This window comes from Paenibacillus sp. JT22N1 (assembly GCF_059692155.1).
In genome coordinates, this window is record NZ_JCAUAW010000005.1 from 194,566 (window position 1) to 219,444 (window position 24,879).

Annotated in this window: 18 protein-coding genes and 1 pseudogene; 15 read left to right on the forward strand and 4 right to left on the reverse strand. The window is 46.1% G+C overall.

Annotated elements, in window-relative coordinates:
- Window positions 1-358: 358 nt before the first annotated feature.
- Entirely contained in the window at window positions 359-2,782 is a 2,424-nt protein-coding gene (locus tag AC58UU_RS12015) for a hypothetical protein (RefSeq protein WP_497315856.1), read from the forward strand.
- A 379-nt stretch (window positions 2,783-3,161) separates the two neighbouring features.
- Here AC58UU_RS12015 and AC58UU_RS12020 read toward each other — a convergent pair whose 3' ends face one another.
- Complete coding sequence (locus AC58UU_RS12020) at window positions 3,162-3,782, reverse strand: GntR family transcriptional regulator (RefSeq protein WP_497315858.1); 621 nt, start codon at window positions 3,780-3,782, stop codon at window positions 3,162-3,164.
- A 305-nt stretch (window positions 3,783-4,087) separates the two neighbouring features.
- Here AC58UU_RS12020 and garR point away from each other — a divergent pair, with 305 nt between their 5' ends.
- The 5 genes and pseudogenes from garR to glpX all read left to right on the forward strand — a co-directional run bounded on the left by garR (window position 4,088) and on the right by glpX (window position 9,730).
- Window positions 4,088-4,981, forward strand: a complete 894-nt coding sequence (gene garR / locus AC58UU_RS12025) for a 2-hydroxy-3-oxopropionate reductase (protein WP_497315860.1) — start codon at window positions 4,088-4,090, stop codon at window positions 4,979-4,981.
- Between the two features lie 3 nt (window positions 4,982-4,984).
- Window positions 4,985-6,415: a four-carbon acid sugar kinase family protein gene (locus AC58UU_RS12030; RefSeq protein ID WP_497315862.1), complete on the forward strand. Its 1,431-nt coding sequence runs from the start codon at window positions 4,985-4,987 to the stop codon at window positions 6,413-6,415.
- A gap of 101 nt (window positions 6,416-6,516) precedes the next feature.
- Complete coding sequence (locus AC58UU_RS12035) at window positions 6,517-7,350, forward strand: class II fructose-bisphosphate aldolase (protein WP_497315864.1); 834 nt, start codon at window positions 6,517-6,519, stop codon at window positions 7,348-7,350.
- Window positions 7,351-7,395: 45 nt separating this feature from the next.
- The gene (locus AC58UU_RS12040; protein ID WP_497315866.1) at window positions 7,396-8,754 is read left to right on the forward strand and encodes a GntT/GntP/DsdX family permease; all 1,359 of its coding nucleotides are present in this window, start codon (window positions 7,396-7,398) and stop codon (window positions 8,752-8,754) included.
- A gap of 14 nt (window positions 8,755-8,768) precedes the next feature.
- Window positions 8,769-9,730 (forward strand): annotated as a pseudogene (gene glpX, locus AC58UU_RS12045) (class II fructose-bisphosphatase).
- 68 nt (window positions 9,731-9,798) lie between these two features.
- Here glpX and AC58UU_RS12050 read toward each other — a convergent pair.
- Window positions 9,799-11,748: an ABC-F family ATP-binding cassette domain-containing protein gene (locus AC58UU_RS12050; protein WP_497315868.1), complete on the reverse strand. Its 1,950-nt coding sequence runs from the start codon at window positions 11,746-11,748 to the stop codon at window positions 9,799-9,801.
- Window positions 11,749-11,899: 151 nt separating this feature from the next.
- Here AC58UU_RS12050 and AC58UU_RS12055 point away from each other — a divergent pair, with 151 nt between their 5' ends.
- From AC58UU_RS12055 to groL, 9 genes are all read left to right on the forward strand, one after another.
- Window positions 11,900-12,739, forward strand: coding sequence for an endonuclease/exonuclease/phosphatase family protein (locus tag AC58UU_RS12055; RefSeq protein ID WP_497315870.1), 840 nt, complete (start codon window positions 11,900-11,902; stop codon window positions 12,737-12,739).
- 65 nt (window positions 12,740-12,804) lie between these two features.
- Entirely contained in the window at window positions 12,805-13,434 is a 630-nt protein-coding gene (locus AC58UU_RS12060) for a 5-formyltetrahydrofolate cyclo-ligase (protein ID WP_497315872.1), read from the forward strand.
- A gap of 16 nt (window positions 13,435-13,450) precedes the next feature.
- The gene (gene moaC, locus AC58UU_RS12065) at window positions 13,451-13,939 is read left to right on the forward strand and encodes a cyclic pyranopterin monophosphate synthase MoaC (RefSeq protein ID WP_261306573.1); all 489 of its coding nucleotides are present in this window, start codon (window positions 13,451-13,453) and stop codon (window positions 13,937-13,939) included.
- A gap of 111 nt (window positions 13,940-14,050) precedes the next feature.
- Window positions 14,051-14,542: a MogA/MoaB family molybdenum cofactor biosynthesis protein gene (locus tag AC58UU_RS12070; RefSeq protein WP_029197035.1), complete on the forward strand. Its 492-nt coding sequence runs from the start codon at window positions 14,051-14,053 to the stop codon at window positions 14,540-14,542.
- A 17-nt stretch (window positions 14,543-14,559) separates the two neighbouring features.
- The gene (locus AC58UU_RS12075) at window positions 14,560-15,555 is read left to right on the forward strand and encodes a molybdopterin-binding protein (protein ID WP_497316239.1); all 996 of its coding nucleotides are present in this window, start codon (window positions 14,560-14,562) and stop codon (window positions 15,553-15,555) included.
- A gap of 431 nt (window positions 15,556-15,986) precedes the next feature.
- Window positions 15,987-16,502, forward strand: a complete 516-nt coding sequence (locus AC58UU_RS12080) for a twin-arginine translocase TatA/TatE family subunit (protein ID WP_497315875.1) — start codon at window positions 15,987-15,989, stop codon at window positions 16,500-16,502.
- A 70-nt stretch (window positions 16,503-16,572) separates the two neighbouring features.
- A complete protein-coding gene (tatC, locus tag AC58UU_RS12085) occupies window positions 16,573-17,331 on the forward strand; it encodes a twin-arginine translocase subunit TatC (protein ID WP_171645312.1) in 759 nt (252 codons plus the stop codon).
- A 229-nt stretch (window positions 17,332-17,560) separates the two neighbouring features.
- The gene (groES, locus tag AC58UU_RS12090) at window positions 17,561-17,842 is read left to right on the forward strand and encodes a co-chaperone GroES (protein ID WP_028553854.1); all 282 of its coding nucleotides are present in this window, start codon (window positions 17,561-17,563) and stop codon (window positions 17,840-17,842) included.
- 93 nt (window positions 17,843-17,935) lie between these two features.
- Window positions 17,936-19,564, forward strand: coding sequence for a chaperonin GroEL (gene groL, locus AC58UU_RS12095; protein ID WP_056830967.1), 1,629 nt, complete (start codon window positions 17,936-17,938; stop codon window positions 19,562-19,564).
- An 83-nt stretch (window positions 19,565-19,647) separates the two neighbouring features.
- On the opposite strand, the gene AC58UU_RS12100 is transcribed toward groL, so the two are convergent.
- Both AC58UU_RS12100 and AC58UU_RS12105 read right to left on the reverse strand, forming a co-directional pair.
- Complete coding sequence (locus AC58UU_RS12100; protein ID WP_497315878.1) at window positions 19,648-20,310, reverse strand: class I SAM-dependent methyltransferase; 663 nt, start codon at window positions 20,308-20,310, stop codon at window positions 19,648-19,650.
- A gap of 133 nt (window positions 20,311-20,443) precedes the next feature.
- Window positions 20,444-24,679: a GGDEF domain-containing protein gene (locus AC58UU_RS12105; RefSeq protein WP_497315880.1), complete on the reverse strand. Its 4,236-nt coding sequence runs from the start codon at window positions 24,677-24,679 to the stop codon at window positions 20,444-20,446.
- Window positions 24,680-24,879: the final 200 nt, after the last annotated feature.

Here is a 24,879-nt window from a genome sequence, read left to right on the forward strand (position 1 = left end):
GAACAATATTAAATTGTAAGAAAACTTAGATATATACACAGCTTGTGTGCAAAGTTATTCACATACCCTGTGTACAATGTGCATAACTAGAGCAAACCCACGGTTACCAACGATTTTAAAAGAATACGGAGAAGAATAACTTTTTCACAATTTTTTGTGGACAATGTGGATAAGATTGTGGAAAACGAAGGAATATCGCAGGGAGAGGCGGATTTTGCCTCTCTTTTTTTGTGGATAACGATGTGGATAAGTTTTTGGACATAAAATCAGCCTACTTTAAATTATCGGAACAATCCGGCATTGGATAGCTTTTCACTTGGATGAAAATGCTAAAAGCAAAAACAGTGGGTGAATACACATGAAAATAAAAATAGCGGGAATATTTGTGGGTATCTTAACTTTATTGTTAGAGTTGTCCACAAGCGCGGAGGGAATCGAAGCCGGTATCGAACAATCCATCCACAACGAAGTAAAGTCCAAGCAGGTAACGGTGATTTCGATACCGGGTTTATCGTTCGTGGAGCTCCGACCCGATCAACTTGTGGGGCTCCCCCATTTACGGCGACTGACGGAGTTAAGTGCAGTTGGGGCTATGAACATTCGTACATCGAGCCGAACGATGAGAGACGTGTATGTCTCGTTGGGAGCAGGAGCACCTTCCGTAGGAATCGCAGAAGTGCAGGCTTTTGCAGCAAAAGAAACAAGGCATGGTATTCGTTTTTCTGAACTTATGAATCGTTACACAGGCTGCTGCCAGGAAGAAAAGCCGATTGAAGCTGACGGAGTACTAGTGCCTGACATCACGTTGCTGCAGCGGGCTAATGAGAATCAAGCATATGGAACAGGTATCCTAGGGGAACTGTTGAAGGAGTATGGTGTTTTTCGTGCCGTGTTGGGAAGCAGTGATTTAGGGAAGAGATCAGGCATCGAAGAAAAGAAATTGCGGCGCTATAGCCCGCTCATGCTGATGGATTCTAGTGGCTTTGTGGACAAAGGTGCACTCGGAGATGATGTCATAACTGAGGTTGCGGATAGACCGTACGGTGTTAGTACTAATTATGTACAATTACGTTCTTTGTGGGAAAAAAGGAAGCTGCCCGGCATTACACTAATCGAATTAGGTGATTTGTACAGACTTTACATGGATAAAGAGCATTACAACGAGGAACGTTTCACGCAGTTGAAAGGGCAAGTATTGAGGGAAATGGATCAATGGCTAGGGCAAGTCGTAGCAGGAATGACGGAGGAGGAAAGCTTGTGGATTTTCTCTCCAGAAGTGAATAGTGAGGCGGCTAGAGCCAAAGCCTATTTATCTCCTATCCTTCATTACACGAACGACAGCAGAGGAGCAATATTAGTTTCGGAATCTACTCGCAGGGAAGGTGTAGTCACGGCGCAAGATTTCACAAGTTCGCTGCTAAAAGAGTTCAATATCCCAGTGCCGAGTGGGCTGATGGGTATTCCTTTATCCTATATGGGGAAAAATGACGTTCTTGCTGAACTTGCCAGGGAACAGAGCAGCATGCAGATGATTTACCGCAGTAGGCCGCTGCTGCTATATCCATTTGTTACTTATGAAATGCTCGTATTGCTCTTGAGTTTGATGTATGGTCTGTGGATTAAAAAAAGACAGGCAGACCCTGGATATCTCGAAGGGAGGGCGTTACCTTGGCGCAGGAGTGTGCGTACGCTGCTTTTCTCGCTGCCCACGGCGCCTGCTATCATGTTGTTGATGGGCTGGTTGGTTGTTCCTCTGACAACAAAAATAGGGATAGAAGGAACGATGGGGGTGCTGACTGCCATTTTTATTGTGTGCACGCTGCTAATTTCTGCTGTTATGGAAAAATGCCGCTTATCCACAGCCATGATCTGGCTTGGTCTTGGGAACGCGCTGATCATAACGCTCGATGGCAGTACAGGGGCTCATGCCATGAAGTATTCCATTCTGGGATATGATCCGATGATCGGCGCCCGCTACTACGGCATCGGGAATGAGTACATGGGCGTCTTGATCGGCGCCCTCGTGCTTGGCGTGACGGCGGTTTTGCAGCGCCGTCATGGGGGTGGGCAGCCCGCGCTGCGCGGGTTTGGTGGGGATGAGCCGCTCCTTAATGGGAGCGGGAAGATGGAGGCATCGCCGCGCCTCGGAGTCGCGGCGGCTTCTCCTACCGCAGCGCTGCTCGCATGCGGGGCGTTCTTGCTCGTGGCAGGGTGCCTGGCGGCACCGTCACTCGGCGCGAACGCGGGCGGCGCCTTGAGCGCCGCGGTCGCCTTCGGCGTAGCCGGCGCGCATTGCTTCGCCGGCGAACGCTGGCGCGAGCTGCGCCTAGGCAGGGGCGCAGCCCTGCTGTCGGCGCTGCTCGCGCTAGGGCTTGGGGCGCTGTGGCTGCTCAACAGCGCCGATTCTCCCGCGGCATTCGCGCGGGAGAGCCATGTCGGGCGTGCGTTTCACGCGCTGCACGCCGGGCACTTCGATCAGATCGGACAGCTGATCGAGCGTAAGCTGCGGATGAACGTGCACTTGCTTCGTGCATCCGTGTGGAGCAAAGTGCTCATCACCAGCCTCATCGTGATGGCTGTACTTGTGATCCGTCCCCGCGGTCGACTTCGTTTGTGGCAGCACAAATACCCGTACTGGATGTACGGGTTCTCGGCCAATATGATCGGAGCCATCGCAGCGCTACTGCTTAACGACTCCGGCATTGTTGCAGCAGCGACGTTAATCATCTTTGTCGCTGTACCGATGCAGCTTCTGCGACTTAAGGAACTCGAAGCTTCTTAACGTCTTCATTGAAAATCTCATTGGATCGGCCGGAGTAAGTGCTCACACATTTGAAAATAAGAGCCTCCAGAAGCTTCTATTTCAACAAAAAGTGGCTAATGATGGGCAATAAGAGTCTCCAGAGACTCTTATTTGATGCCGAACACAGCGCATACGGAGCATTCCTCGCAAATAAGAGCCCCCAGAAGCTTCTATTTCGACAAAAATTGGCTAATGGTGGGCAATAAGAGTCTCCAGAGACTCTTATTTAACATAAAAGGTTAAGTTTTGGATTTCAAGAAGCGTCCGGAACCCTATACCCAATCTCTCCCCATACACGAAAAGTATGCAATAGACAAAAAGACCTGAGGCAAAGCCTCAGGTCTTTTACAATGATTGATTAGCAGATTAAGTGCAAACAAAAATCTAAATCCGCTTGTAAATGTTGTTTCATCAAAGCTTCTGCTTGGTCGCCATCTCTTGCTTTAATGGCCTCATAGATATTCTCATGTTCATCAATTAAGAAGGGCCGGTTGTAGTAGACAACGGTACGACGAAAAAGATAGATGATGGACTGCATACGATCAATGATATCAATCATGAACGGATTGTTACTTGCCTGTACGATGATCTCGTGAAATTTCTCATTGGCCTTCATAATGTCTTCCAATGCCCCTGTTCGGCCAATTCTCACACACTCAAGAAGAGACTGTAACTCGCTTTCGGGAAGATAAGTCGCAGCACTTCGAGCAGAGGATCCTTCTAACAGCATACGTACTTGAAACGTATTTCTCAAATCCTTCTCAGAAGGATTAATGACCATTTTATTTGCTATAAGTCCTTCTTGCTCCAATTTACGTATGGATTCACGTATCGGGGTCCGGCTAACTCCTAATTCAGAAGCAAGCTTTTCCTCGACAATTTTGGTTCCGCGCGGAATATCGCCTTGTAAGATCATATCACGAATAATTTCATAGGATTGGTTGTAAGCAGGACGAGATTTTTCATTGTTCTTGGCCAAATTGTCCACCTCTTCGCAGGTCCAAAATCTTAAACTAAAAGATTTACTATACAACTTTTTTTCGAGAAAGTATAGACTAGTACTTTTATTAAAATAATATTAAGATATTCGTATCCGAAATGAACAAAATTGTATACAATTCATAAATATATTGAATACATTTCGGTGTTGCATTACATGTTAACCCGTTGCATGCTGTTACGGAATTCAAGCTTTGATTTTTATCATAAACACATGTTCGTCAAAACATTCATGAGTAGCTATGAGGCAGACATGTGAAAGCGTAATCAATAGGAGGAATAGAAATGAGTAAAAAAATTGGCTTTGTTGGATTAGGCATTATGGGGAAACCGATGTCAATCAATCTTTTGAAGGCCGGGTATCAGGTAACCGTCACTGATTTAAATAAAGAGGCTGTGGAGCAAGTTGTTATGTCCGGTGGTATTGCTGCTGCAACTCCTCAAGAGGTAGCGGAGAATAGTGACGTTATTATCACCATGCTTCCGAATGCGAACATTGTCAAAGGCGTTATTTTTGGAGGAAATGGCATTCATAAAGGTGCAAAAGAAGGAACAATAGTGATTGATATGAGTTCCATCTCTCCCGTAGTATCCAATGAAATTGCTAGTGAGCTGGCTAAACAAGGGATTGAAATGTTGGATGCGCCTGTAAGCGGAGGAGAACCGAAAGCTGTAGATGGCACATTGGCCATTATGGTAGGCGGTAAGGAAGAAGTTTATGAAAGCGTGAAAGATGTGCTTTTCAGCATGGGAAGCGCTGTTACCTTAGTAGGCGGAAACGGATGTGGCTCTACGGCTAAATTAGCCAATCAAATTATCGTAAATCTCAATATTGCGGCTATGTCGGAAGCGCTTGTTTTGGCTGCAAAAGCCGGAATTGATATCGATAAAATGTATCAGGCGATCAGAGGTGGGCTTGCTGGAAGCGCTGTATTGGATGCAAAAGTTCCGTTAATCCTCGATAGAAATTTCGTTGCCGGAGGCAGAATCGATATTAACCTTAAGGATATTACCAATGTCATGGAAACAGCGCACGCAATTGGTGTTCCACTGCCGCTATCCAGCCAGCTGCTTGAAATTTTCCACGCGTTGAAAGTCGATGGCAAAGCCAGTCATGATCATGGCGGTATTGTTCAGTATTATGAAAAACTTGCAAACGTTGAAGTAAGGAGGTCGTAAGAAATGAGTAAGAGCACAATAAGTGTCTCATTCCTCGAATCGCAATTGCCTCCGGAATGGAAAGGCAGCGATCTTCGTGGGCAAATCAAGCAAATCAATCAATCCCGCAACAAGAAGATTATTGTGCTGGACGATGATCCGACAGGTGTACAAACCATACACGACATCGACGTATTGACTCAGTGGGACAAGGAATTATTGCGTGAAGCTTTCAATAATCCGGAAACAGTTTTCTATATATTAACCAACACACGCGCTTATCAAGCGGCCGAAGCGGAACGAATCAACCGTGAAATCGCTCAAAATGTACAGGCTGTAGCAAGTGAAACGGGAATCGACTTCGTCTTCGTCAGCAGAGGCGATTCTACATTGCGCGGGTATTATCCAGTGGAAACCGATACGCTAACTGATGAGATTCGCCGAATGACAGGGCTTGATTATGATGGGCATTTGATTATCCCAGCTTTTTTTGAAGCAGGTCGTATGACTTATCACAGTACCCACTACCTCAAAGAAGGCGACGCGCTGCTTCCTGTTCACGAGACGGAGTTTGCTAGAGATAAAGTCTTTGGTTATGAGCATAGTGATTTAACGCAGTGGGTTGCAGAAAAAACGAACGGACGAATCAAGCCAGAAGATTGCATTGTGATTACGCTTGAACAGGTGCGCCGCGGACCGGATGCAGTGGAAGAAATGCTTTTGAAGGTTGAGGGAAATTTGCCGGTCATCGTGGATTGCTTATCTTACGCAGATCTTGATGTGCTTTCCTTAGGGCTATTGCAAGCTGAGATAAAAGGTAAAAAGTTTATCTTTCGTACGGCAGCCTCTTTTGTGAAATCGTACGGGGGCATCGCAGATCAAGATATTTTGCCGAAAGAAAAGCTAATGGCCAAAGGAAAAGAATCACACGGAGGTCTTGTGGTGGTCGGCTCTCATGTGCAAAAGACAACACGCCAATTGGAACAATTGCTTGCAGGTACGGACATTATTTCTTTGGAAATGGATGTAAATAAAATATTAAACCCGGCCGAAAAGGCAGATGAATCGAAGCGTCTCATTTCGAAAGTGAATGAACACATTGCCAGAGGGCAAAATGTGGTCGTATTCAGCAGCCGCAAACTAGTTGCCGCCCAAACCTCCGATGGAAATTTATCCATCAGCCAAACCGTTTCGGAATCACTGGTTCAAATTGTGAGTTCCTTGGATATCGTTCCTAAATTCATCATTGCAAAAGGAGGAATCACCTCAAGCGATGTCGCGACGAAAGGACTTGGCATTCGCAAAGCGAGAGTCATTGGACAGGCAGCAGCGGGTATTCCAGTTTGGCTCACGGGTGAAGAAGCCAAATTCTCAGGCATTCCGTATATCGTGTTTCCGGGTAACGTAGGAAGCGATACAACGCTGCTTGAGACTGTTTTGAAAATTGAAGGCTAGCATTTATGGGGGCGTATATCACGGTGTTGATATTTGCGTTGTATACGCTCTTATGAAATTGCCAGTCATGAAAACGAATTCAACTTAAAGGGGCTTATAAAATGCTTGTGAATACCAAAGATGTATTAAAAGAAGCTCAAAGAAAAAGTTATGCTGTGGCTGCTTTTAATGTATTCAATCTAGAAACCGTTCAAGCGGCTATACGGGTTGCTGAACATGAACATCAGCCAGTCATTATCGCCTTGGGAGAACGCTACTTTCCAACGGTAGATGTTGAAGGATTTGCTGCGATGGTTCGAGCATTAGCTTCCAAAGCTAGCGTGCCTGTTTCGCTTCATTTAGATCACGCTTATGAGAAGGAATCTACTATTAGGGCGATTGAGAATGGTTTTACATCGGTGATGTATGACGGCTCCAAGTACGACCTTAATGAAAATATTTTACGGACAAAAGAAATCGTAGACCTTGCTCATCAGGCAGGCGTATCGGTAGAAGCTGAGATTGGATCCTTGGCAAGAGGCGCTTTTTCGGACGAAGAAGAAGGGGATGGAACTCTGACAGATCCTCAATCCGCGAAAGAATTCGTCGCAGCAACAGGGGTGGATTTCTTGGCAGCCGCGATTGGCACGGTACACGGGATGTATCAAGGGGAGCCTAATATTAACCTTCCGCTGTTGGAGAAAATTCGTGGTGTTGTTGATATCCCGCTTGTCCTTCACGGAGGTTCTGGAACACCCGATGAAATGATCAGGCAAACGATTAAACGAGGCATATGCAAAATTAATGTCAACACGGAAGTGTCGATGGCGGCAGTTAGCTATTTGCAAAATCAGTCTGATAATCAATCAATGGTACATCTTTCTTCAATAATGTCAGATATGCAAGCTTCAATGGAGCCTGTGATGACTAAATTCGTCAAATTATTTGCTAACTAAGTGCTTTAATTGGTAATCGCTTACAAATGAAAAGGGGGCAAAAAAATGGTTTCTTTGTTTGGATTAAGTCACGACACTAGTTTATTGATATATGCTCTGATTTCCATTGTAGGTTTAATTGTATTAATCGCAAAGTTTAAAACCAACCCATTTATCGCACTGATCGTCGCTGCATTGTTTATGGGATTGATTTCGGGAATGAAGCTGCCCGACATAGTGAAGTCCTTTCAAGATGGAGTTGCCAGTACATTAGGTTTTATTGCCATCGTAATCGGACTCGGAACGATGCTCGGGAAAATGATGGCCGAATCAGGGGGAGCTGAACGTATCGCCCGAACGCTTATACGTGCTTTTGGCGAGAAGAATGTCCATTGGGCTATGATGGTAGTGGCTGTCATTTGCGGAATTCCTGTATTTTTCCAAGTTGGGGTTGTCTTGTTGATTCCGCTTGTATTCGTGATTGCCAAGCATACCGGCACTTCGCTAGTCAAAATCGGTCTTTCTTTAGTTGCCGGGCTTGCTGTTGTTCACAGTCTTGTTCCGCCGCACCCTGCTGCGATGCTGGCGGTTGGTATTTTTCACGCAGATTTGGGTAAGACGATCCTGTTATCTATTTTCGTAGCTTTCCCTGCTGCTGCGGTAGCGGGTCCGATTTATGGCTCGTACATTGCCAAGAAAGTTATTGTAGAACCAACGGGTGAACTGATTGAGCAATTCACGAAGGCTCAGCAAAAGGAGCTGCCTGGTTTCGGCATCACACTATTTACGATTTTACTTCCAGTTATGTTAATGCTGCTTGCTACACTCGTGGATGTTACGCTTCCTGCTACTAGCGGATTACGCATCGTTGTTGATTTTATTGGCAGTCCGGTCGTAGCTCTCCTGATTTCGTTGGTATTTGCTTTTTATTCATTTGGTTTTGCTCGCGGCTATGATAAAAACGACCTTCTAAAGTTTACGAATGAGTCTCTGGGACCTGTCGCTTCTATTATTTTGATTATTGGCGCAGGCGGCGGCTTCAATAAAATATTGACTTCAAGCGGAGTGAGCGATGCGATTGCTAAACTGGCTACAGGCGCACATATCTCGCCTATTGTATTAGCCTTTGTCATCGCCGGGGTCATCCGGGCTGCGGTTGGATCTGCTACTGTCGCTATGACAACATCAGCAGGTATTGTTGCCCCGCTTGCTGCTACAATGCCCGGTACTAGCCCGGAACTCTTAGTGCTTTCAGTAGGAGCTGGTTCTATCATGCTTTCTCATGTGAATGACTCCGGGTTCTGGTTGATTAAAGAGTTCTTTAATATGTCGGTGGCCCAAACGCTAAAAACGTGGACCGCTATGGAAACCATCTTGTCTTTCGTTGCTTTTGGCATTGTTTTGCTGCTTAGTTTCGTTATGTAAGGGAGGAATTCCATATTGAAAGAGAACTTGCATTAGAAATCGTTAGGGTCACGGAACTTGCCGCATTGGCAGCTTCCAGATGGATGGGAAGAGGCGATAAGAATAGCGCAGACGGTGCTGCTACTTCGGCAATGAGGGCTATGTTCGACTCGGTATCCATCAAAGGCACGGTTGTTATCGGAGAAGGGGAGATGGACGAAGCTCCTATGTTGTATATTGGGGAGCAGGTAGGCAATCAGGACGGCCCAGAGGTTGACATCGCAGTTGATCCCTTGGAAGGAACTGAACTAGTGGCGAAGGGAATCAACAACGCTCTGGCTGTTGTTGCTGTTGCTAGCAAGGGAAATTTGCTGCATGCTCCGGATATCTATATGGAGAAACTGGCTTGCGGACCTCTGCTAAAAGGACGTCTGCGATTATCAGAGTCATTAGAAACAACATTGCTCAAGGCTTCCCAAATTTTAAATAAATCAATATCAGAATTAACAGTTTAGATCGGGAAAGGCATACCGCACATATGGAGACGCTGCGCAGCTTAGGGGTGCGTATCAAGCTTCTGAGTGACGGAGACGTTGCCGGAGCTATGGCGCCGGCTTTTCCTGAGTCAGGCGTTGATCTCTATGTAGGCTCAGGGGGTGCGCCGGAGGGAGTGCTTGCCGCAGCGGCATTATCATGTCTTGGCGGTGAAATTCAAGGCCGATTAATGCCGTCTTCTCCGGAAGAAGAGCAGCGTTGTCGGGAAATGGGGCTGCATGATCCGCTAAAGATATTATCGATGGAAGAAATGGTCGGGGACGGCGATGTCATTTTCGCGGCAACGGGCATAACACCCGGAGATTTTTTAGGCGGGGTGCTTTTTCTACCTGGACATCGTGCCGAAACGCAATCTATCGTCATGCGGGCAAAAACAAAAACGATTCGGCATATCCGAACAAGTCACTTTTTGCCCAATAAACTGTTTCTAAACCATGTCTGATTTCTTTGATCGTAGATGCAAAAAAAAGTTTGGTTGAATTTTCAACCAAACTTTTTTGCATACCCGCTCTATGCAAGGAGCGTCTCCCACTCCTCATAACAAGCAGTGAGCGCACTCTTACGCTCATCAACCGCAGCGGTCTTCTCTTGAACGAGCACATAGTTGTTGTACACAGCGGGATCAGCAAGCTCCGCCTCCAAGGCGGACACTTCTTCTTCCAGCCGAGCGATGTCGAGCTCAAGCTGCTCCAGCTTACGCTGGCGGCTGCGTTCTTCGCGCTTCGCCAGCTTGTCTGCTTCATACCCACCGCCACTCGCGGGTTCACTTTTCCCAGCCGAACCGCTGCCTCCAGCGGCCTTCTTCTCGGCTTCTTTGGCTAGACGCTTCGCTTCCATCTCGGCGAGCTCGGCCTTTTTCTCCACATAATCGTCGTAGTTGCCAAGATAGCTCGTTAGCCCGTCCTTCTGCAGATCAAGCATGCTCTCAGCCATCTTGTTCAGGAAGTAACGGTCATGGGAGATGAAGAGGAGAGTACCCTCGTAATCCATCAATGCCGATTCCAAAACCTCTTTACTGTACAAATCCAAATGGTTGGTAGGCTCATCGAGTATCAAAACATTCGCTTTTTGCAGCATCAGCTTGGCTAAGGCTACACGAGCCTTTTCCCCGCCGCTTAAGGCCGCAACCTTTTTGAAAACATCTTCGCCGCTAAAAAGAAAGCTCCCGAGCACCGTGCGAATGCATGCTTCTTCCAGATGCGGATACGTGTTCCACACTTCCTCCAGCACGTTGTTGGTCGGGGTCAGTCCCGTCTGCTCCTGATCGTAATAGCCAATCGTGACGCCAGCGCCCCATTTGAAGGTGCCTGCGTCTTGTTTGTGCTGACCAATTAATGTTTTGAGCAAGGTGGACTTACCCACACCGTTGGGCCCAATGAGTGCAGCAGTTTCCGAACGACGAAGCTGGAAGGAGACGCCATCGAGCAATCGGTTCTTTCCATCATAGGAAAGCGCCAAACGATCAACCTGCAGCACTTCCTTGCCGGAGGTCTGCTCGATTTCAAAAGAAAACGAAGCCCGCTTCAAATCCCCCATCGGCTTATCGAGTCGATCCATTTTTTCGAGCTGCTTGCGGCGGCTCTGCGCTCTCTTAGTCGTCGAAGCACGCACAATGTTGCGCTGAACAAAATCCTCCAGCTTCGCAATTTCATCCTGCTGTTTCTCGAACTGCTTCATTTCGATCTCATAATTAGCTTCTTTAATCTCGATGAATCGGGAGTAGTTCCCGGTATATCTTTTGGAAGCATTTCGCTCAATTTCATAAATAGAAGTTACCAAAGCATCCAGGAAAAAACGGTCATGAGATACGACCAGAATAGCGCCCGGATAGCCGCGTAAATAACCTTCCAGCCAAGTTAGCGTCGGAATGTCCAAATGATTCGTAGGCTCGTCGAGCATCAGCAGATCGGGTTCTTCGAGCAGCATTTTGGCAAGGGCAAGCCTTGTTTTCTGACCGCCGCTTAGCGTTTTGACTAACGTATCCGGAGGAAACTGACCGAAGCCCATCCCGTGCAAAATGCCGCGGATTTTCGCTTCAATTTCATAGCCCCCATGTTCACGGAACCATTCGGAGCGCAGAGCGTAACGATTCATCGTGGTTTCGTACTTTTTTTCATCCGAGATTAATTCAGGGTCTGCCATTAACGCTTCAAGCTCACGAAGTTCTTGCTCAGTCTCCAGTAAGGAACTAAATACGCTCAGCAGCTCGTTCCAGATAGACTTGTCCGTTTGCAGTCCGCTATTTTGCTTCAAATAGCCGATTTTCGTTTCCTTCGCCTTGAATAAGTCGCCGCTGTCATAGGACATTTCGCCGGCAATAATTTGGAGCAGCGTCGATTTACCGGCGCCATTCACGCCAACTAGACCGATCCGTTCCCTGTTTTCGATCTGAAGCGTTATATTGGAGAGTACGGAACGTACCCCATAGCTTTTTGAAATGTTAGAAACCTGTAATAGCATCTGCTGCTACCTCCTGCTTATTAATGAAAGGACCTATCCAAGCCCGCCCTTTCGCCCTCTTATAAATCCCATCAATTCACTAGTATACACCATGCGCGAGGGCATCGTATGCTTAATTTTGCATAGATCAGATTGGGTAGGGGATGGGTAAATGGTACTTTTGAGGCATGCTAAGTATATAGGCTATTCGTTCTTGCCCCTGCTTCTGTTGATATTACTATGTCAAGGAGTAGCAAGCTCATCTGTTACTGGGATGCGTGCCATATCTGCAATTCCCGCGTCTAGTTCAACCACTTCCCCAGCAGCATTCACGATTATGACGTTTAATATCCACCATGGTGAAGGTTTAGATGGTAGAGTAAATATACAACGTATTGCTGAGCTCATTCAAAATGAAAAAGCCGACATCATCGCCTTGCAAGAAGTGGATCGTTACCGCTGGCGCAGCGGGTATGTGGATCAAGCGAAGGAATTGGCCGAGCTTCTTGGGATGGATATGCGTTTTGCACCTAGTTTAACCTATACGGCCGGGCAATATGGCAATGCGATTCTGAGCCGTTATCCGATTGAGGACAGCAGCTATACACTGCTTCCAGGTAATAAGGAAACTAGAAGTCTGTTAGAAGTAAAAATCAAGCTTAATTCTGAATCTGTTCGAATAGCCACCACGCATTTGGGTCTGTCCAAAGAGGATCGAAACCTTCAACTTGCTCGTATTTCAGAAAAGGTAACAAACTACGATGACCCACTTGTTGTCGCGGGGGACTTTAATATGGAATTAGATGCCTTTCCGTTCAAAATAGACACAGAACAGCTCACCAATGTGCCATTACGAGCGGGTATGCAATCGACTTTTTTAGATGGAAAAAGGATCGATCACATCTTCACGAATAGGAAGAAAGTCCAATCTTCATGGGCAATTCCGACGATATTCTCGGACCATTTTCCCGTAATAACGCTCATTCGACTGGAGTCCCCAGTGCAAGTATAGTTTTTTTCCTTGTTTATGTTAAAATGGGGGAAACCACTCCTCGTTAGGGAAGGGCTGAAGCTAGTATGAACATCCGAGAGCGGAAAATCGAATTACGCAAAGAAATGGAAGAACTGCGCTCCTCCATCATGTCTGAAGAACGTGAAGAGAAGCAGCAGCGCATAAATGAGAGATTGAAAAAACTATGCAGCGATAGGCTTCTTGGGCATGGACAGAATGAAACGTCCGCTCCGCCTACGATCATGAGTTATATGCCTTTTCGGTCTGAGCCGGATGTTGCCCCTCTGATGGAATGGTGTTGGCAGCAGGGAATTCGTGTGGTTGTGCCGAAGGTTGTAACAGATACGAAGACGATGAATTTGCATGTGATAAGCAGCTATGAAGATGTGGAAAGCGGGGCATATGGCATCAGAGAACCTCGCGGCGAGGTGCAGATTGAGCACGATTTGTCCACCCTATCTATAATCTTAGTGCCAGGGCTTGCGTTTGATTTGGATTTCGGAAGACTGGGCTATGGGGGCGGTTTTTATGATCGCTTCATGCAGTTATTTGCTGCGCGTGGGCTTAAGAGGCCATTTGCGGTTGCTGCCGCTTTTGATAATCAATTGATTCCTGCGGTTCCTTCTTCCTGGCATGATTTTCGAGTTGACGGGATCGTCACCGAGAGCAAAATGGTCTTCAAATCAGAAACCTAAAATAGAGGTGAGTGCTTTGCCCGATTCTTCCCCATTAACCCATTTTAATGAGCAGGGACGAGCACGAATGGTCGACATTTCGGACAAAACAGAGACGAAGCGTACGGCTACCGCGCGTTCCACTTTAATTATGAAGAGCGAGACGCTCGATTTAATTAAGCAGGGTAAAATGAAAAAAGGCGACGTCCTCGCCGTTGCGCAAGTGGCTGGCATCATGGCCGCCAAAAAAACGTCAGACTGGATTCCGATGTGCCATCCGATTGCGCTGACGGGCATTGATATTCAGTTTGCTGATAATGGCAACAATGAACTATACATAGAAGCAACTGTCCGGACGACGGGTCCGACTGGTGTTGAGATGGAGGCATTAACTGCCGTATCCGCCGCCGCGTTAACCGTCTACGACATGTGCAAAGCAGTAGAGAAGGATATGATTATCAGCTCCACGCTGCTTGTCCTCAAAACAGGCGGCAAAAATGGGGATTTTCACAGACAAGATAGTTGACAGTGACGCGACTAGACAGATAAAGCAGTTTTTTTCATAGAAATGAAAGTCGACGATCACTCAGGTTAGTGGGGTTATCTCATTCAGTTAACAAGGGAGAGGTGACGAAGGATGCACTGGAAAGTTGCGATTTTGACAGCCAGTGACCGCGGTTACCGAGGAGAACGAGAAGACACTAGCGCTCAGGTAATCCGCGAGCTGATTGAAGAGGAAATTCAAGGCGAGATCATCGAATACCGGGTCGTTCCGGATGAGATGGATGAAATCATGGCTTCATTAATAGAAATGACGGATTATTATCAGGCAGATTTGATTTTAACGACTGGCGGCACGGGACTAGCCCCTCGAGATGTGACACCGGAAGCAACGCTCAATGTGATTGACCGAGTTGCGCCTGGTTTTGCAGAAGCCATGCGAATGATTTCGATGCAAAAAACGCGGAAAGCGATGCTTTCCAGAGCGGTATCCGGCATCCGCGGGCGCACGCTGATTATTAATTTGCCGGGCAGTCCCAAGGGCGTGCAGGAGAATCTGATGGCGATTATCGATCAGCTTCCGCATGCGCTGGGGATTCTGACAGGCAAAGAAGGTGACCATGGGTGAGTTCTAACCATGAATCGATGCTGCGCGAGGTCAAGGTAGAAGATGCGATTGGCATGATCCTGCCCCATGATCTTACGCAGATTTTGCCAGGTGAATTCAAGGGACGGCTGTTTCGCAAAGGGCATCAGGTGACGGAAGCGGACATTCCTGCTTTGCTCAGCATTGGCAAGGAGCACATCTATGTGATGGAACTGCAGCCTGGCTACCTGCATGAGGATGAAGCTGCGCTGCGCATGGCCAACGCGATAGCTGGAGAGCACCTCACGCTGACAGAGCCGCATGAGGGCAAAGTGAACGTGAAATCGGCGATTCACGGCTTGGTCAAGATCGATAAGGCGTTCGTCGACAGTGTGAACGCCATCGATGAGGTCGTGTTGTCGACGATTCGCAGCAACACAGTCGTTCAGGCAGGCGCTTCGTTAGTCGGCACGCGGGTGATCCCGCTGATTGTAGACGAAGCGAAGGTTGCGGAGGTCGAGCGCCTAGCTGCCGCTCGCCGTGAGGAGGGCTTCACCTTGCTTGAGGTGAAGCCGTTTCGCAAGCTGCGCGTCGGCGTTATTACGACGGGCAGCGAGGTCTTCAAGGGCCGAATTAAGGATAAATTCGGCCCGGTTGTGAAGGAGAAGCTCGCGCAGCTCGGCTCCGAGGTTGTAGACCAGCGCTTCGTGTCGGACGACAGCGAAGCGATTGTGGGTGAGATCCACGCGCTGCTAGCGCTGGGTGTGGATCTAGTTTTGGTCACGGGCGGCATGTCCGTGGACCCTGACGATCGCACACCGGGTGCGATCAAGCAGGCCGGCGCCCGCGTGGTCAGCTACGGCACGCCGATGCTGCCGGGCTCGATGCTGATGATCGCCTATCTGGGCGATGTGCCGATCATGGGCTTGCCGGGTTGCGTGATGCACGACCCGTACACGTCCTTTGATGTGCTGCTCCCGCGGATTTGCGCGGGCGAGACTATCGTACGCAGCGACATTACGGAGATGGGGTACGGTGGGTTTTATCAGTGCTAGTGGTAGTCGATGAAATCCTACAAGTTAAGCTTGTTTGAATTTATTGTGCGATTTGTTGCATGACTTACAAAGTTGATTTTGCTTTTTAGAGCACATTTCAAACATTTAGCTGCATTTTGTGCAGTTAATTGGTTGAATTTGTTTCGTATCTAGCAATTTGCTGCAAAATGTACATCTTTTTTGGCGATTTGGCGGTATATTGGCTGTTTTTAGCTGATTTTGATGTACAAAATGCAGGTAAAGTGGGCCGTAGAGGTGAAAAGTAGCAAAATAACTGCACTGTTTGCAGCTAATGCAAAAGTGTGGTGACGGTAGTAACAGCGTTGACCGCAGTTACTACCCACTAGGAGATATCGTTGCTGATTTGTGTGTTTGCCAATTTGTTTTTTACGGTTTAGTTGATGTCGCAACAAATGATGGAGATGAAGTCCATGTTTCAAAATATCGGTTTCACCGAGCTTTTATTAATAGCAATCGTTGCTCTTGTACTATTTGGACCGCAGAAACTGCCCGAAATTGGCCGTGTGCTGGGGCGCACGATCAGGGATTTTAAGAAAGGCGCTCACGCCCTGCTGAACGATGAGCCGGAAGAAGCGCCAAAGCCGGCAGCCCAGGTCAAACCAGCTCCGCAGGTTTCGACTCAAGGCGAAACAGCCTCGTCAAACGCTGTCGAAACAGGTGTTCCTTCCGAGAGAGCGGCAGTGGCGTTTGTATCGGCTGCTCCCGCAGTAGTCGAGTCGGTAGTCGAACCGAGTGCTGCTGCAGCATCCGTCCCATCGCTTACTCCAGAGGATGCACCATCTGCCTCTCCGGCAGCAGTCTCCGCTGTGGAAGCACCGTCGGTCACTCCGACGGCACCCGCTCAGACGGACGCACCACCTGCCTCTCCGGCAGCGCCCGCGGCGCCTATCGCGCCGTCAAGCAACACGCGGCGTCTACCGGACTAGCCGCTTTCTTTTCAGCATAACAAGTGCTTCAGCCTTATAGGTTTGATCCATTAGATCAGGTTGGTGAAAAATGACAACGAACGAAGAAATGTCACTCGTAGAGCACCTTGGTGAGCTGCGCAAACGAATCATGTGGGTACTGGTCGTCCTGGTTATAGGGATGGTAGGCGGACTAATCTGCGCGAAGCCGATCATTCGATACCTCAAAAACATTCCGCCTGCGGATAGCATCAGTTGGAACGTTTTTTCCCCATGGGATGCCCTGCGCTTGTATATGAATTTTGGTTTGGCCGTTGGTATTCTTATTACCCTGCCGGTTATTCTTTATCATATATGGGCGTTTGTTAAGCCTGGCTTGCGTGAGACTGAGCAGAAGGCTTCGATTATTTATATTCCTTATGCGTTTTTGTTATTTTTGGGAGGTCTTTCCTTCGGTTATTGGGTTGTTTTTCCGATGGCATTTTATTTTACTTCCTCCATTAGCCGGAGTCTCGAGATCACGGAGATGTATGGCGCGGCGCAATATTTTACGTTTATGTTCAACATTATTCTTCCATTGGCCATTGTGTTTGAAATGCCGATTGTCGTGATGTTCCTCACGAAGATTCGCCTTTTGAATCCGAAGCGTCTGCACAAGTTCAGAAGGTATGCTTACATGCTGCTTGTTATTTTATCTACAGTTATCACGCCGCCGGATGCGATATCGGCTATCTTAGTGGCTTTGCCGCTTATTGTTTTGTATGAATTTAGCGTATTTATGTCGGGATTCATCTATCGTAAACAGTTGGCGAAGGATGCTGAGTGGGAGCGGGAGTTCGGTCCAAAATGATAAAACAGTCTGCTTAACGTGCGGGCTGTTTTTCTTTTTTCGAAGGGAATATTTGTTTTTCATTTGGGTAGAATGAGGGGGGTGTCCGAAAGAATGAAAAATGTGTAAAAGGACTTGCAAATTACTCCCAGAATGAGTATCATAAGAATTGTTGTTAGCACTAAACACATTCGAGTGCTAATAACCGAAATACACCCATTACCAATTTTCTAAAGGAGGCTATTTTTCCATGATCAGACCGTTAGGTGATCGAGTAATCATTGAAGCCGTTGCGAAAGAGGAGACTACAGCAAGTGGCATCGTGCTGCCAGATACAGCTAAAGAAAAACCACAAGAAGGTAAAGTTGTAGCCGTAGGCGCAGGCGCGTTGAAAGATGGCGTACGTGTTCCGCTTGAAGTAAGCGAAGGCGACCGCATCATTTTCTCCAAATACGCTGGAACTGAAGTGAAATACGAAGGCCGCGAACTGTTGATCTTGCGCGAAAGCGACATTCTCGCTGTATTAGCCTAATTTAGCAGGATATAGATCGGCACTGCGTTTACTTAGTTTTTCCGTAATACTACTTACTATGTACAGGTTCTAAATTAGAGGAGGTTTCCTATCATGGCAAAAGAAATTAAGTTCAGTGAAGACGCACGCCGCGCGATGCTTCGTGGGGTAGATGCTTTAGCTAATGCTGTAAAAGTAACCCTCGGTCCTAAAGGCCGTAACGTTGTTCTTGAGAAAAAATTTGGCAGCCCGTTGATCACAAATGACGGTGTTACTATCGCGAAAGAAATCGAGCTTGAAGATGCTTTCGAAAACATGGGAGCACAACTTGTTAAAGAAGTTGCTACCAAAACAAATGATGTTGCTGGTGACGGTACAACAACTGCAACGGTTCTAGCACAAGCTATGATCCGCGAAGGTCTGAAAAACGTAACTGCAGGCGCTAACCCAATGGTTATCCGCAAAGGTATCGAGAAAGCTGTTAAAGCGGCTGTAGAAGAGCTTCAAGCTATCGCGAAGCCAATCGAAGGCAAACAATCCATCGCACAAGTAGCAGCAATCTCTGCTGCTGACGAAGAAGTAGGCGAATTGATCGCTGAAGCTATGGAAAAAGTAGGTAAAGACGGTGTTATCACAGTTGAAGAATCCAAAGGATTCCTTACTGAACTAGAAGTAGTAGAAGGTATGCAATTCGACCGTGGTTACACTTCCCCATACATGATCACTGACACGGATAAAATGGAAGCTGTCCTTGACAACCCATACATCCTGATCACTGACAAAAAAATCTCGAACATCCAAGAAATCTTGCCTGTTCTTGAAAAAGTGGTTCAATCCGGTAAACAACTTCTGATCATTGCTGAAGATGTTGAAGGCGAAGCACAAGCAACACTTGTTGTTAACAGACTTCGTGGTACATTCACTTGCGTAGCTGTTAAAGCTCCTGGTTTCGGTGACCGTCGTAAAGCTATGCTTGGCGATATCGCTGCTCTAACTGGTGGTCAAGTGATTACAGAAGAGCTTGGTTTGGATCTGAAATCCACGACTCCTGACCAATTGGGTAGCGCGCGTCAAATCCGCGTAACCAAAGAGAACACAATCATCGTTGATGGCGCTGGCGACAAAAAAGACATCGGCGCACGTGTTACTCAAATTCGCGCACAATTGGAAGAAACAACTTCCGATTTCGATAAAGAAAAACTTCAAGAGCGTTTGGCTAAACTTTCTGGCGGCGTAGCTGTTATCAAAGTTGGCGCAGCAACTGAAACTGAGCTGAAAGAGCGCAAACTTCGTATCGAAGATGCTCTGAACGCAACTCGTGCAGCTGTTGAAGAAGGTATCGTTTCTGGTGGTGGTACAGCGCTAGTTAACGTGTACAACGCAGTAGCTAAAGTAGTAGCTGTTGGTGACGAGCAAACAGGCGTAAACATCATCCTGCGCTCCCTAGAAGAGCCAGTTCGCACAATCGCAGCTAACGCTGGTCAAGAAGGCTCCGTAATCGTTGAGCGCCTCAAGAACGAAAAAGTAGGCATCGGCTACAACGCAGCAACTGGCCAATGGGTGAACATGTTCGAAGCAGGTATCGTTGACCCTGCTAAAGTAACTCGTTCCGCACTGCAAAACGCAGCGTCCGTAGCAGCTATGTTCCTAACAACAGAAGCTGTTATCGCTGACAAACCAGAAAAAGACAAACCAGGCATGCCTGACATGGGCGGAATGGGTGGAATGGGCGGCATGATGTAAGTCGTGCCCAAAATAGAGGCTTCTCATGAGTTCACCGAACTTATGGGCGGCCTCTTTCTTTTTCGGTTTGGTAAAGGAACCTTCTATTTATAAAGATAGACAAATAAACTAATACCCTCTTTTTTGATCTTGTAGTTCTTAAAAGGGGTTTCTTTTAAAAGTGACTCAAAATCTTCTTTCGTGTAAGCACCTTGTTTTAGGAAAGTTTTGAATGCAAATTTCACAAAATGCTTGTCAAATCCTTTCATTCCTGTCTGTCTAATCTCATTGTTAATGTCTTCAGATGTTGCCTCATAATTCATGTCGATAATTAGGGAGGTTCCACCTTCTTTCAGCACTCGATACATTTCACTCAGCGCTTCTACGGGGTCCTTAAAGTTCTTGAATGCAGCACTGCAAATAATAGAATCAAAAAAGCTATCTTCGCAGGGTAGATGGGATGCGTTACCCTCTTTAAAATCAACTGAAACATTTGCTTCTTTCGCATTGTCTTTTTCAATTTTCACAAAGTCTGGGCTTATTTCAACTCCTGTAACGTTAAACCCTTTCTTGGCGAGTTCAATCGACAAATAACCCGGCCCAGGAGCAACTTCCAAAATATTTGCACGTTTGCCGACGAAAGATGCAACTTCATTCGCATAGGTTTGCATTTGAGTCATTCGACTTTTGCGAGAATTCTTATCATACCACTTTGCAGTTAAGCCATAAATGCCGACATCCTTGGTTTTTCGCATGTTTTTCAACATAAACATATCTCCTTTAAAATTAGCTCGATTTCTTCAGCATCTTATCGATTTCATTATATAGGATCGATCGGCGCGTCTGAACCATCCGGCGGATGACATACAGCTCCGTCTTAAGACGGAGTCGTCGAGCAAATCAAAGATCCCAAGCCGCAACAACCTTATTCTTCCCCGTCTGCTTCGCAGTAATCTCCGCAGTATCAGCCTGTTCAATCAATTCCTCTATCGAAGTTGGACTACAGAGCTCTAGGGAAGATACGCCCACACTGACGGTGATCTGGTAAGGGCGCCCGAAGGCAAATTCTCTCTCAATTTCGCCTCGCAGCTGATGGGCAATCTTGAGGGCTTCTTTCCCATCCGTTTTAGGTAAAATTAGAATAAGTTCCTCACCGCCATATCGTCCAGCGATATCGCTCTTTCGTAAATTAAACCGGAAAATATCTGCGATTTCTCGTAAAACTCGGTCCCCTTCCGGGTGTCCGAACTCATTGACCCTGCGGAAATTATCCACATCGATCATGATTACGGATAAGTCGAGGTTATAACGTCTAGAGAGATCGAATTCTTCCCTCAGCTTTTCCATGAAATAACCGCGTAAATAAAAGCCGGTCAGGTTATCAATCACCATCTCTCTATGCAAGAGAACGTTGATAATATGCGGTTTGATAAAAGAGAGAAAATGCTCCATATGTTGAAGCTTTGTTTTGGTCATACCATCTACAAAAACCTGGAGAGTAATAGCTTGATCACCTCGCTGAAAGAGAGTGAAAGTGTGGGCCCAGCTATCTTCACTTCGGCTTTGATAGGCAATCAATTCGTCGTGGTCTCTTAGTCCGGAAGCCGTAACGAAAACTTTTTGTTTATAATGCAGCAGTTTGTAGGTGATGGCCAGTTGAATGACTGGAAAGTAGTCAAAAAGTGCCTTGGTCAATCTCTGCATCGTTGTCATTAGATCCAAAGTTTCGGTAACCTGTTCACTGAGTTCGATGATGATTTGTAAATCCAAGGAGAGGAGCAACCATTGCTCGCGGTCCGCAATCATTTTTTGAACAAAATCATCTTGCATAATAGTAGGCGATGCCGGGGCAAAGGTGGGACGAATAACCTGTTCCATGTAGGCGGTCAAGTAGGGACGCCAAGTTTCCTTTTGAATAATCTGATAGCCATTTAACGCACGTCGCAAATACAGCATCGCATTTTGAATATCGCCCTCATACATGGACCTCTCCGCCGAAAGTCTATAATAATCAGGCCAAAAGATGTCAAAAGAGCATCGTTTTAAATAAGCTTCAAAGTTTTCGAACCAAATCCCCACATTCTCCGAGCGAAGCTCTAAGAGAAGCGTAAGCAATTCTCGGTAAGCCCAGCCTGCATACATCCCTGAGTTATTTTTTGAAATAAATTGTTCAAAAAGCTTGCTGGCTAACCCCAGATTTCCCTCTCTAGTTTGGAACAGTGCCTCCAAGAAGATCGAAGTGTTCTCATATTTCAAGAAGCCCGGGATGGTGATAGGCTGGTTTTGACGGAAGGCAACATATCCTTGAAAAACGGACAATAAAGCCAAACTCGACTCTGTGATTTGCTGCTCGAACAGAAGGGTTTCTAGTTCTTGAAACAGTTCCCACTGCTCCCATTCAAGTGCGTATAACAACTGATTCGTTAAATAAGTTTCGGCCAAATCCTTGCGACGCAATTCGTCAACCTGCATTACGCGTTCTTTGTGATAGTGGTAGCTGGCTAAGTCTCCTTGATTTAATGAAAATTCCATCGCATTCAAATGACCTACTTGTTCCTTGATCGTGTAGCCAGAGCGCTTGGCACCTTCAATCCCGCGGTATACATACGTATTAATCAGCTTATTGTTACTCTGATAGGAATATAAATCATATAGACGGAGCATGAGGTCCGTATGAGGTGATGTTTCCAGAAGCGGTTCTAGCTTAGCTGCAATGGATAAAGCCCACTCCTCGGTTTCAGGAAAATGAATCAGCATATTAATCGTATAATAGTTCGTAATCTCCGCAAAATGGCGAAGTGAAAGCAAATTTCTCTTTGGATAAACGACTTCGGTATAGAAGACATGAAGCTTACGCACCTCTTCATCCTGTAGAGGGAAACAGAGATTGCTGGTGTTGAGTAGAAATGCAGCCCGTACCCGGTCCTCTAATGCCTGACTTTCATCAAAAATAAAGGGGAACAGCTGCTCACGTAAAATATAAACATCCAAATCATTTTGGATGATACGGATATACATCCACCCGAAGCGATCGGTGATTTCGCCTGTTCGTTCGTATACAGTTAGTGCCAATTGTTCAGAAAGAGCAAATTGGTTGAGCAGTAGATACATTCTACTTAGCAGTCTGTCTAGGAAGATAAGATAAGGCCTTTCTAATTTTTCATATAAATATTTGATGCGTTCTAATAATTCAACCTTTTGCCCATAAGAGAGAAGGGAACGGATCTGTTTGTAATATTTTAAAAGCAAATAATACTCTACTTTATACTCACTCGCTTGGCTGGATAGTGTAATGAGTTGAGGTAAGCCAAGTGGACGGAATTGCTGCTGGTAGACCAAAGCTTTTTGGTAGTAAGACATTAGTTGAACTGCCGGCAGCTGCTGTAAGACCAATTCGGTAATTTCAGTTGAGATAAATAAGCTTTCGTTGTGACTGACATGAACAAGGCCAAGCTCTGCCAGCTTCGTAACCGAAGAGAGAATGATTCCTACATCCATTTCATTCGCCTTAAACAGGGAAAACATGCTTATTGGCATAGGCAAACAGCATAGGAGCCGTAATAGCTCTATTTCCTCATTGTCCAAAAGGGAGATGCGCTTAGAAAACAAGTTAAGAGAGTGGAGCTTTTCATAATCAAGATGGAATGCAGCTGTTTTATTCCAGCCCTTGTTAGTAAGATGAATGCTTCTAGATTGAATAAGCTCCTCCAAAATAATGCGGCAGTGACTAAAGTTGATCTTGTGCTCATAAAACCAATTTTTCAATTCGGATATTAACGTGGAATCAGCTCGTCCAAATTGTGAAGACAACAGCTGTTCATAGATCGCTTGGTCCGAATGATGGATTTCAAGCGTTTGAAAGGATATGCCAGTGAATATAGTAGGTATCTGGCTGCCGCTGAATATAATATGTAAGCCAGTCATCTCATGGCCATACTCTCGCCAAAAGTTGAGGAGGATAAGCTGAGAATCTTCATCAAAGTGTTCGCAGTTTTCAAAAATATAAAAAATGTTTTGAACAGGGAACATCGGGATTATTGAAGAAAAAAACTGATTCAACCATTCAGTTAGCAAATAAAGGATATCGTCCCCTTCATAGTGCTTTTTAAGAAGCTGATCAAATTTACGAGAAAGATTCCGCAGCATGGTGATTGATTCAGGGACTAAGCCATTAGCCAGATGTAAGGTTCGGGAGACCACTTCACGCAAAGTTGAGTAAGGAAGTCCTTGAGAGACAATCTTGAAGAAATAGCCTCTTTCTAACATCTCATTGACATTCTGCGTATAAACATCAAATCGAATAGCCTCATCCTCACAAACGAGCCCTAATAAACGTTTCTCATTTGACTGCAAAAAATAACGAAAATGCTTTTGATGCTCTTGCGTAATTGGCGCAGCGGCAGGGTGCAGCCATTTTGGGCTGCTATGGTAAATAAGAGGTTGCACCTGCTCAGGCAGTTGAAAGGCAGCTCGAATGATATCGGCAATTTCATCAGCGAATAACATAGTTTCTGGCTTAGTACGCAGACTCTCTGATAATTGCAGCAGGTTATTAGGCACAGAGCCGGAGCCATATATCGTATGAATCAGCAGGTGGATAGCTTCAAAATCAGCAGCTCGGGAAAGAAGAAATCGCCGTGCATAACGCGGAAATGAAGTGAATGAAAAGTCCGTCATTAAATGATTAATAAATTCGATAGCGGACGGGAATGGTTGCACATCGATGATAATGGCTAACGTTTGCGGATCGAAAAAAAGCTGCTTTGGCAGCAAAAAGCCCATATAAAACTGCTCTTCATGTAGGATGGAAAGCGCTCTACAAATGGAGATCAGCAATTTTCCTTTGGATTCATCACTTAAAGCTTCTTTTTCTATATGTGAAAACGGCAAATAGCCTTCTGGTAATGGAGAAAGCTGAACGACGAGATTGCCCTCAACAAGATTCCAATCCAGCAGTTGACGGAAATAATCTCCTTTAGCAGCCTTGGTCCAAGAGAGCAAACGATTCTCGATTTGTTTTTCGTGGAAATAATTCCAAAGCTTATGATGGAGATGCATCTCCGAATAATCAGGGGCATGAGAGTATGTTAAATGCCGAAAGTCGGAATTCGTGTTTTGAGTTGTATGATTCATCATACTCCCTCCTCCTTCTAAGGTATGGGAATTCAAGACGCAGGGGATGGGAGGAAACCATCAAGTACATCGCATTTCTCAATTGTAACAAATATATGAAGCAAAAGGGAGAGAATCATGGTGCTGTTAGCCTGCCTTTTTCGGGCTTGCTTGGACATTTAACCTGCTTGGCCCATAAAATCAAGCCTAATTATTGGCTATAT

Coding starts and splice junctions, on each gene's coding strand:
- AC58UU_RS12105 (WP_497315880.1), bottom strand. CDS start 24,679: ATGATGAATCATACAACTCAAAACACGAATTCCGACTTTCGGCATTTA.
- AC58UU_RS12030 (WP_497315862.1), top strand. CDS start 4,985: ATGAGTAAGAGCACAATAAGTGTCTCATTCCTCGAATCGCAATTGCCT.
- AC58UU_RS12070 (WP_029197035.1), top strand. CDS start 14,051: ATGCACTGGAAAGTTGCGATTTTGACAGCCAGTGACCGCGGTTACCGA.
- garR (WP_497315860.1), top strand. CDS start 4,088: ATGAGTAAAAAAATTGGCTTTGTTGGATTAGGCATTATGGGGAAACCG.
- AC58UU_RS12075 (WP_497316239.1), top strand. CDS start 14,560: ATGCTGCGCGAGGTCAAGGTAGAAGATGCGATTGGCATGATCCTGCCC.
- AC58UU_RS12040 (WP_497315866.1), top strand. CDS start 7,396: ATGGTTTCTTTGTTTGGATTAAGTCACGACACTAGTTTATTGATATAT.
- AC58UU_RS12015 (WP_497315856.1), top strand. CDS start 359: ATGAAAATAAAAATAGCGGGAATATTTGTGGGTATCTTAACTTTATTG.
- AC58UU_RS12035 (WP_497315864.1), top strand. CDS start 6,517: ATGCTTGTGAATACCAAAGATGTATTAAAAGAAGCTCAAAGAAAAAGT.
- AC58UU_RS12055 (WP_497315870.1), top strand. CDS start 11,900: ATGGTACTTTTGAGGCATGCTAAGTATATAGGCTATTCGTTCTTGCCC.
- AC58UU_RS12050 (WP_497315868.1), bottom strand. CDS start 11,748: ATGCTATTACAGGTTTCTAACATTTCAAAAAGCTATGGGGTACGTTCC.
- groES (WP_028553854.1), top strand. CDS start 17,561: ATGATCAGACCGTTAGGTGATCGAGTAATCATTGAAGCCGTTGCGAAA.
- groL (WP_056830967.1), top strand. CDS start 17,936: ATGGCAAAAGAAATTAAGTTCAGTGAAGACGCACGCCGCGCGATGCTT.
- AC58UU_RS12080 (WP_497315875.1), top strand. CDS start 15,987: ATGTTTCAAAATATCGGTTTCACCGAGCTTTTATTAATAGCAATCGTT.
- AC58UU_RS12060 (WP_497315872.1), top strand. CDS start 12,805: ATGAACATCCGAGAGCGGAAAATCGAATTACGCAAAGAAATGGAAGAA.
- tatC (WP_171645312.1), top strand. CDS start 16,573: ATGACAACGAACGAAGAAATGTCACTCGTAGAGCACCTTGGTGAGCTG.
- AC58UU_RS12100 (WP_497315878.1), bottom strand. CDS start 20,310: ATGTTGAAAAACATGCGAAAAACCAAGGATGTCGGCATTTATGGCTTA.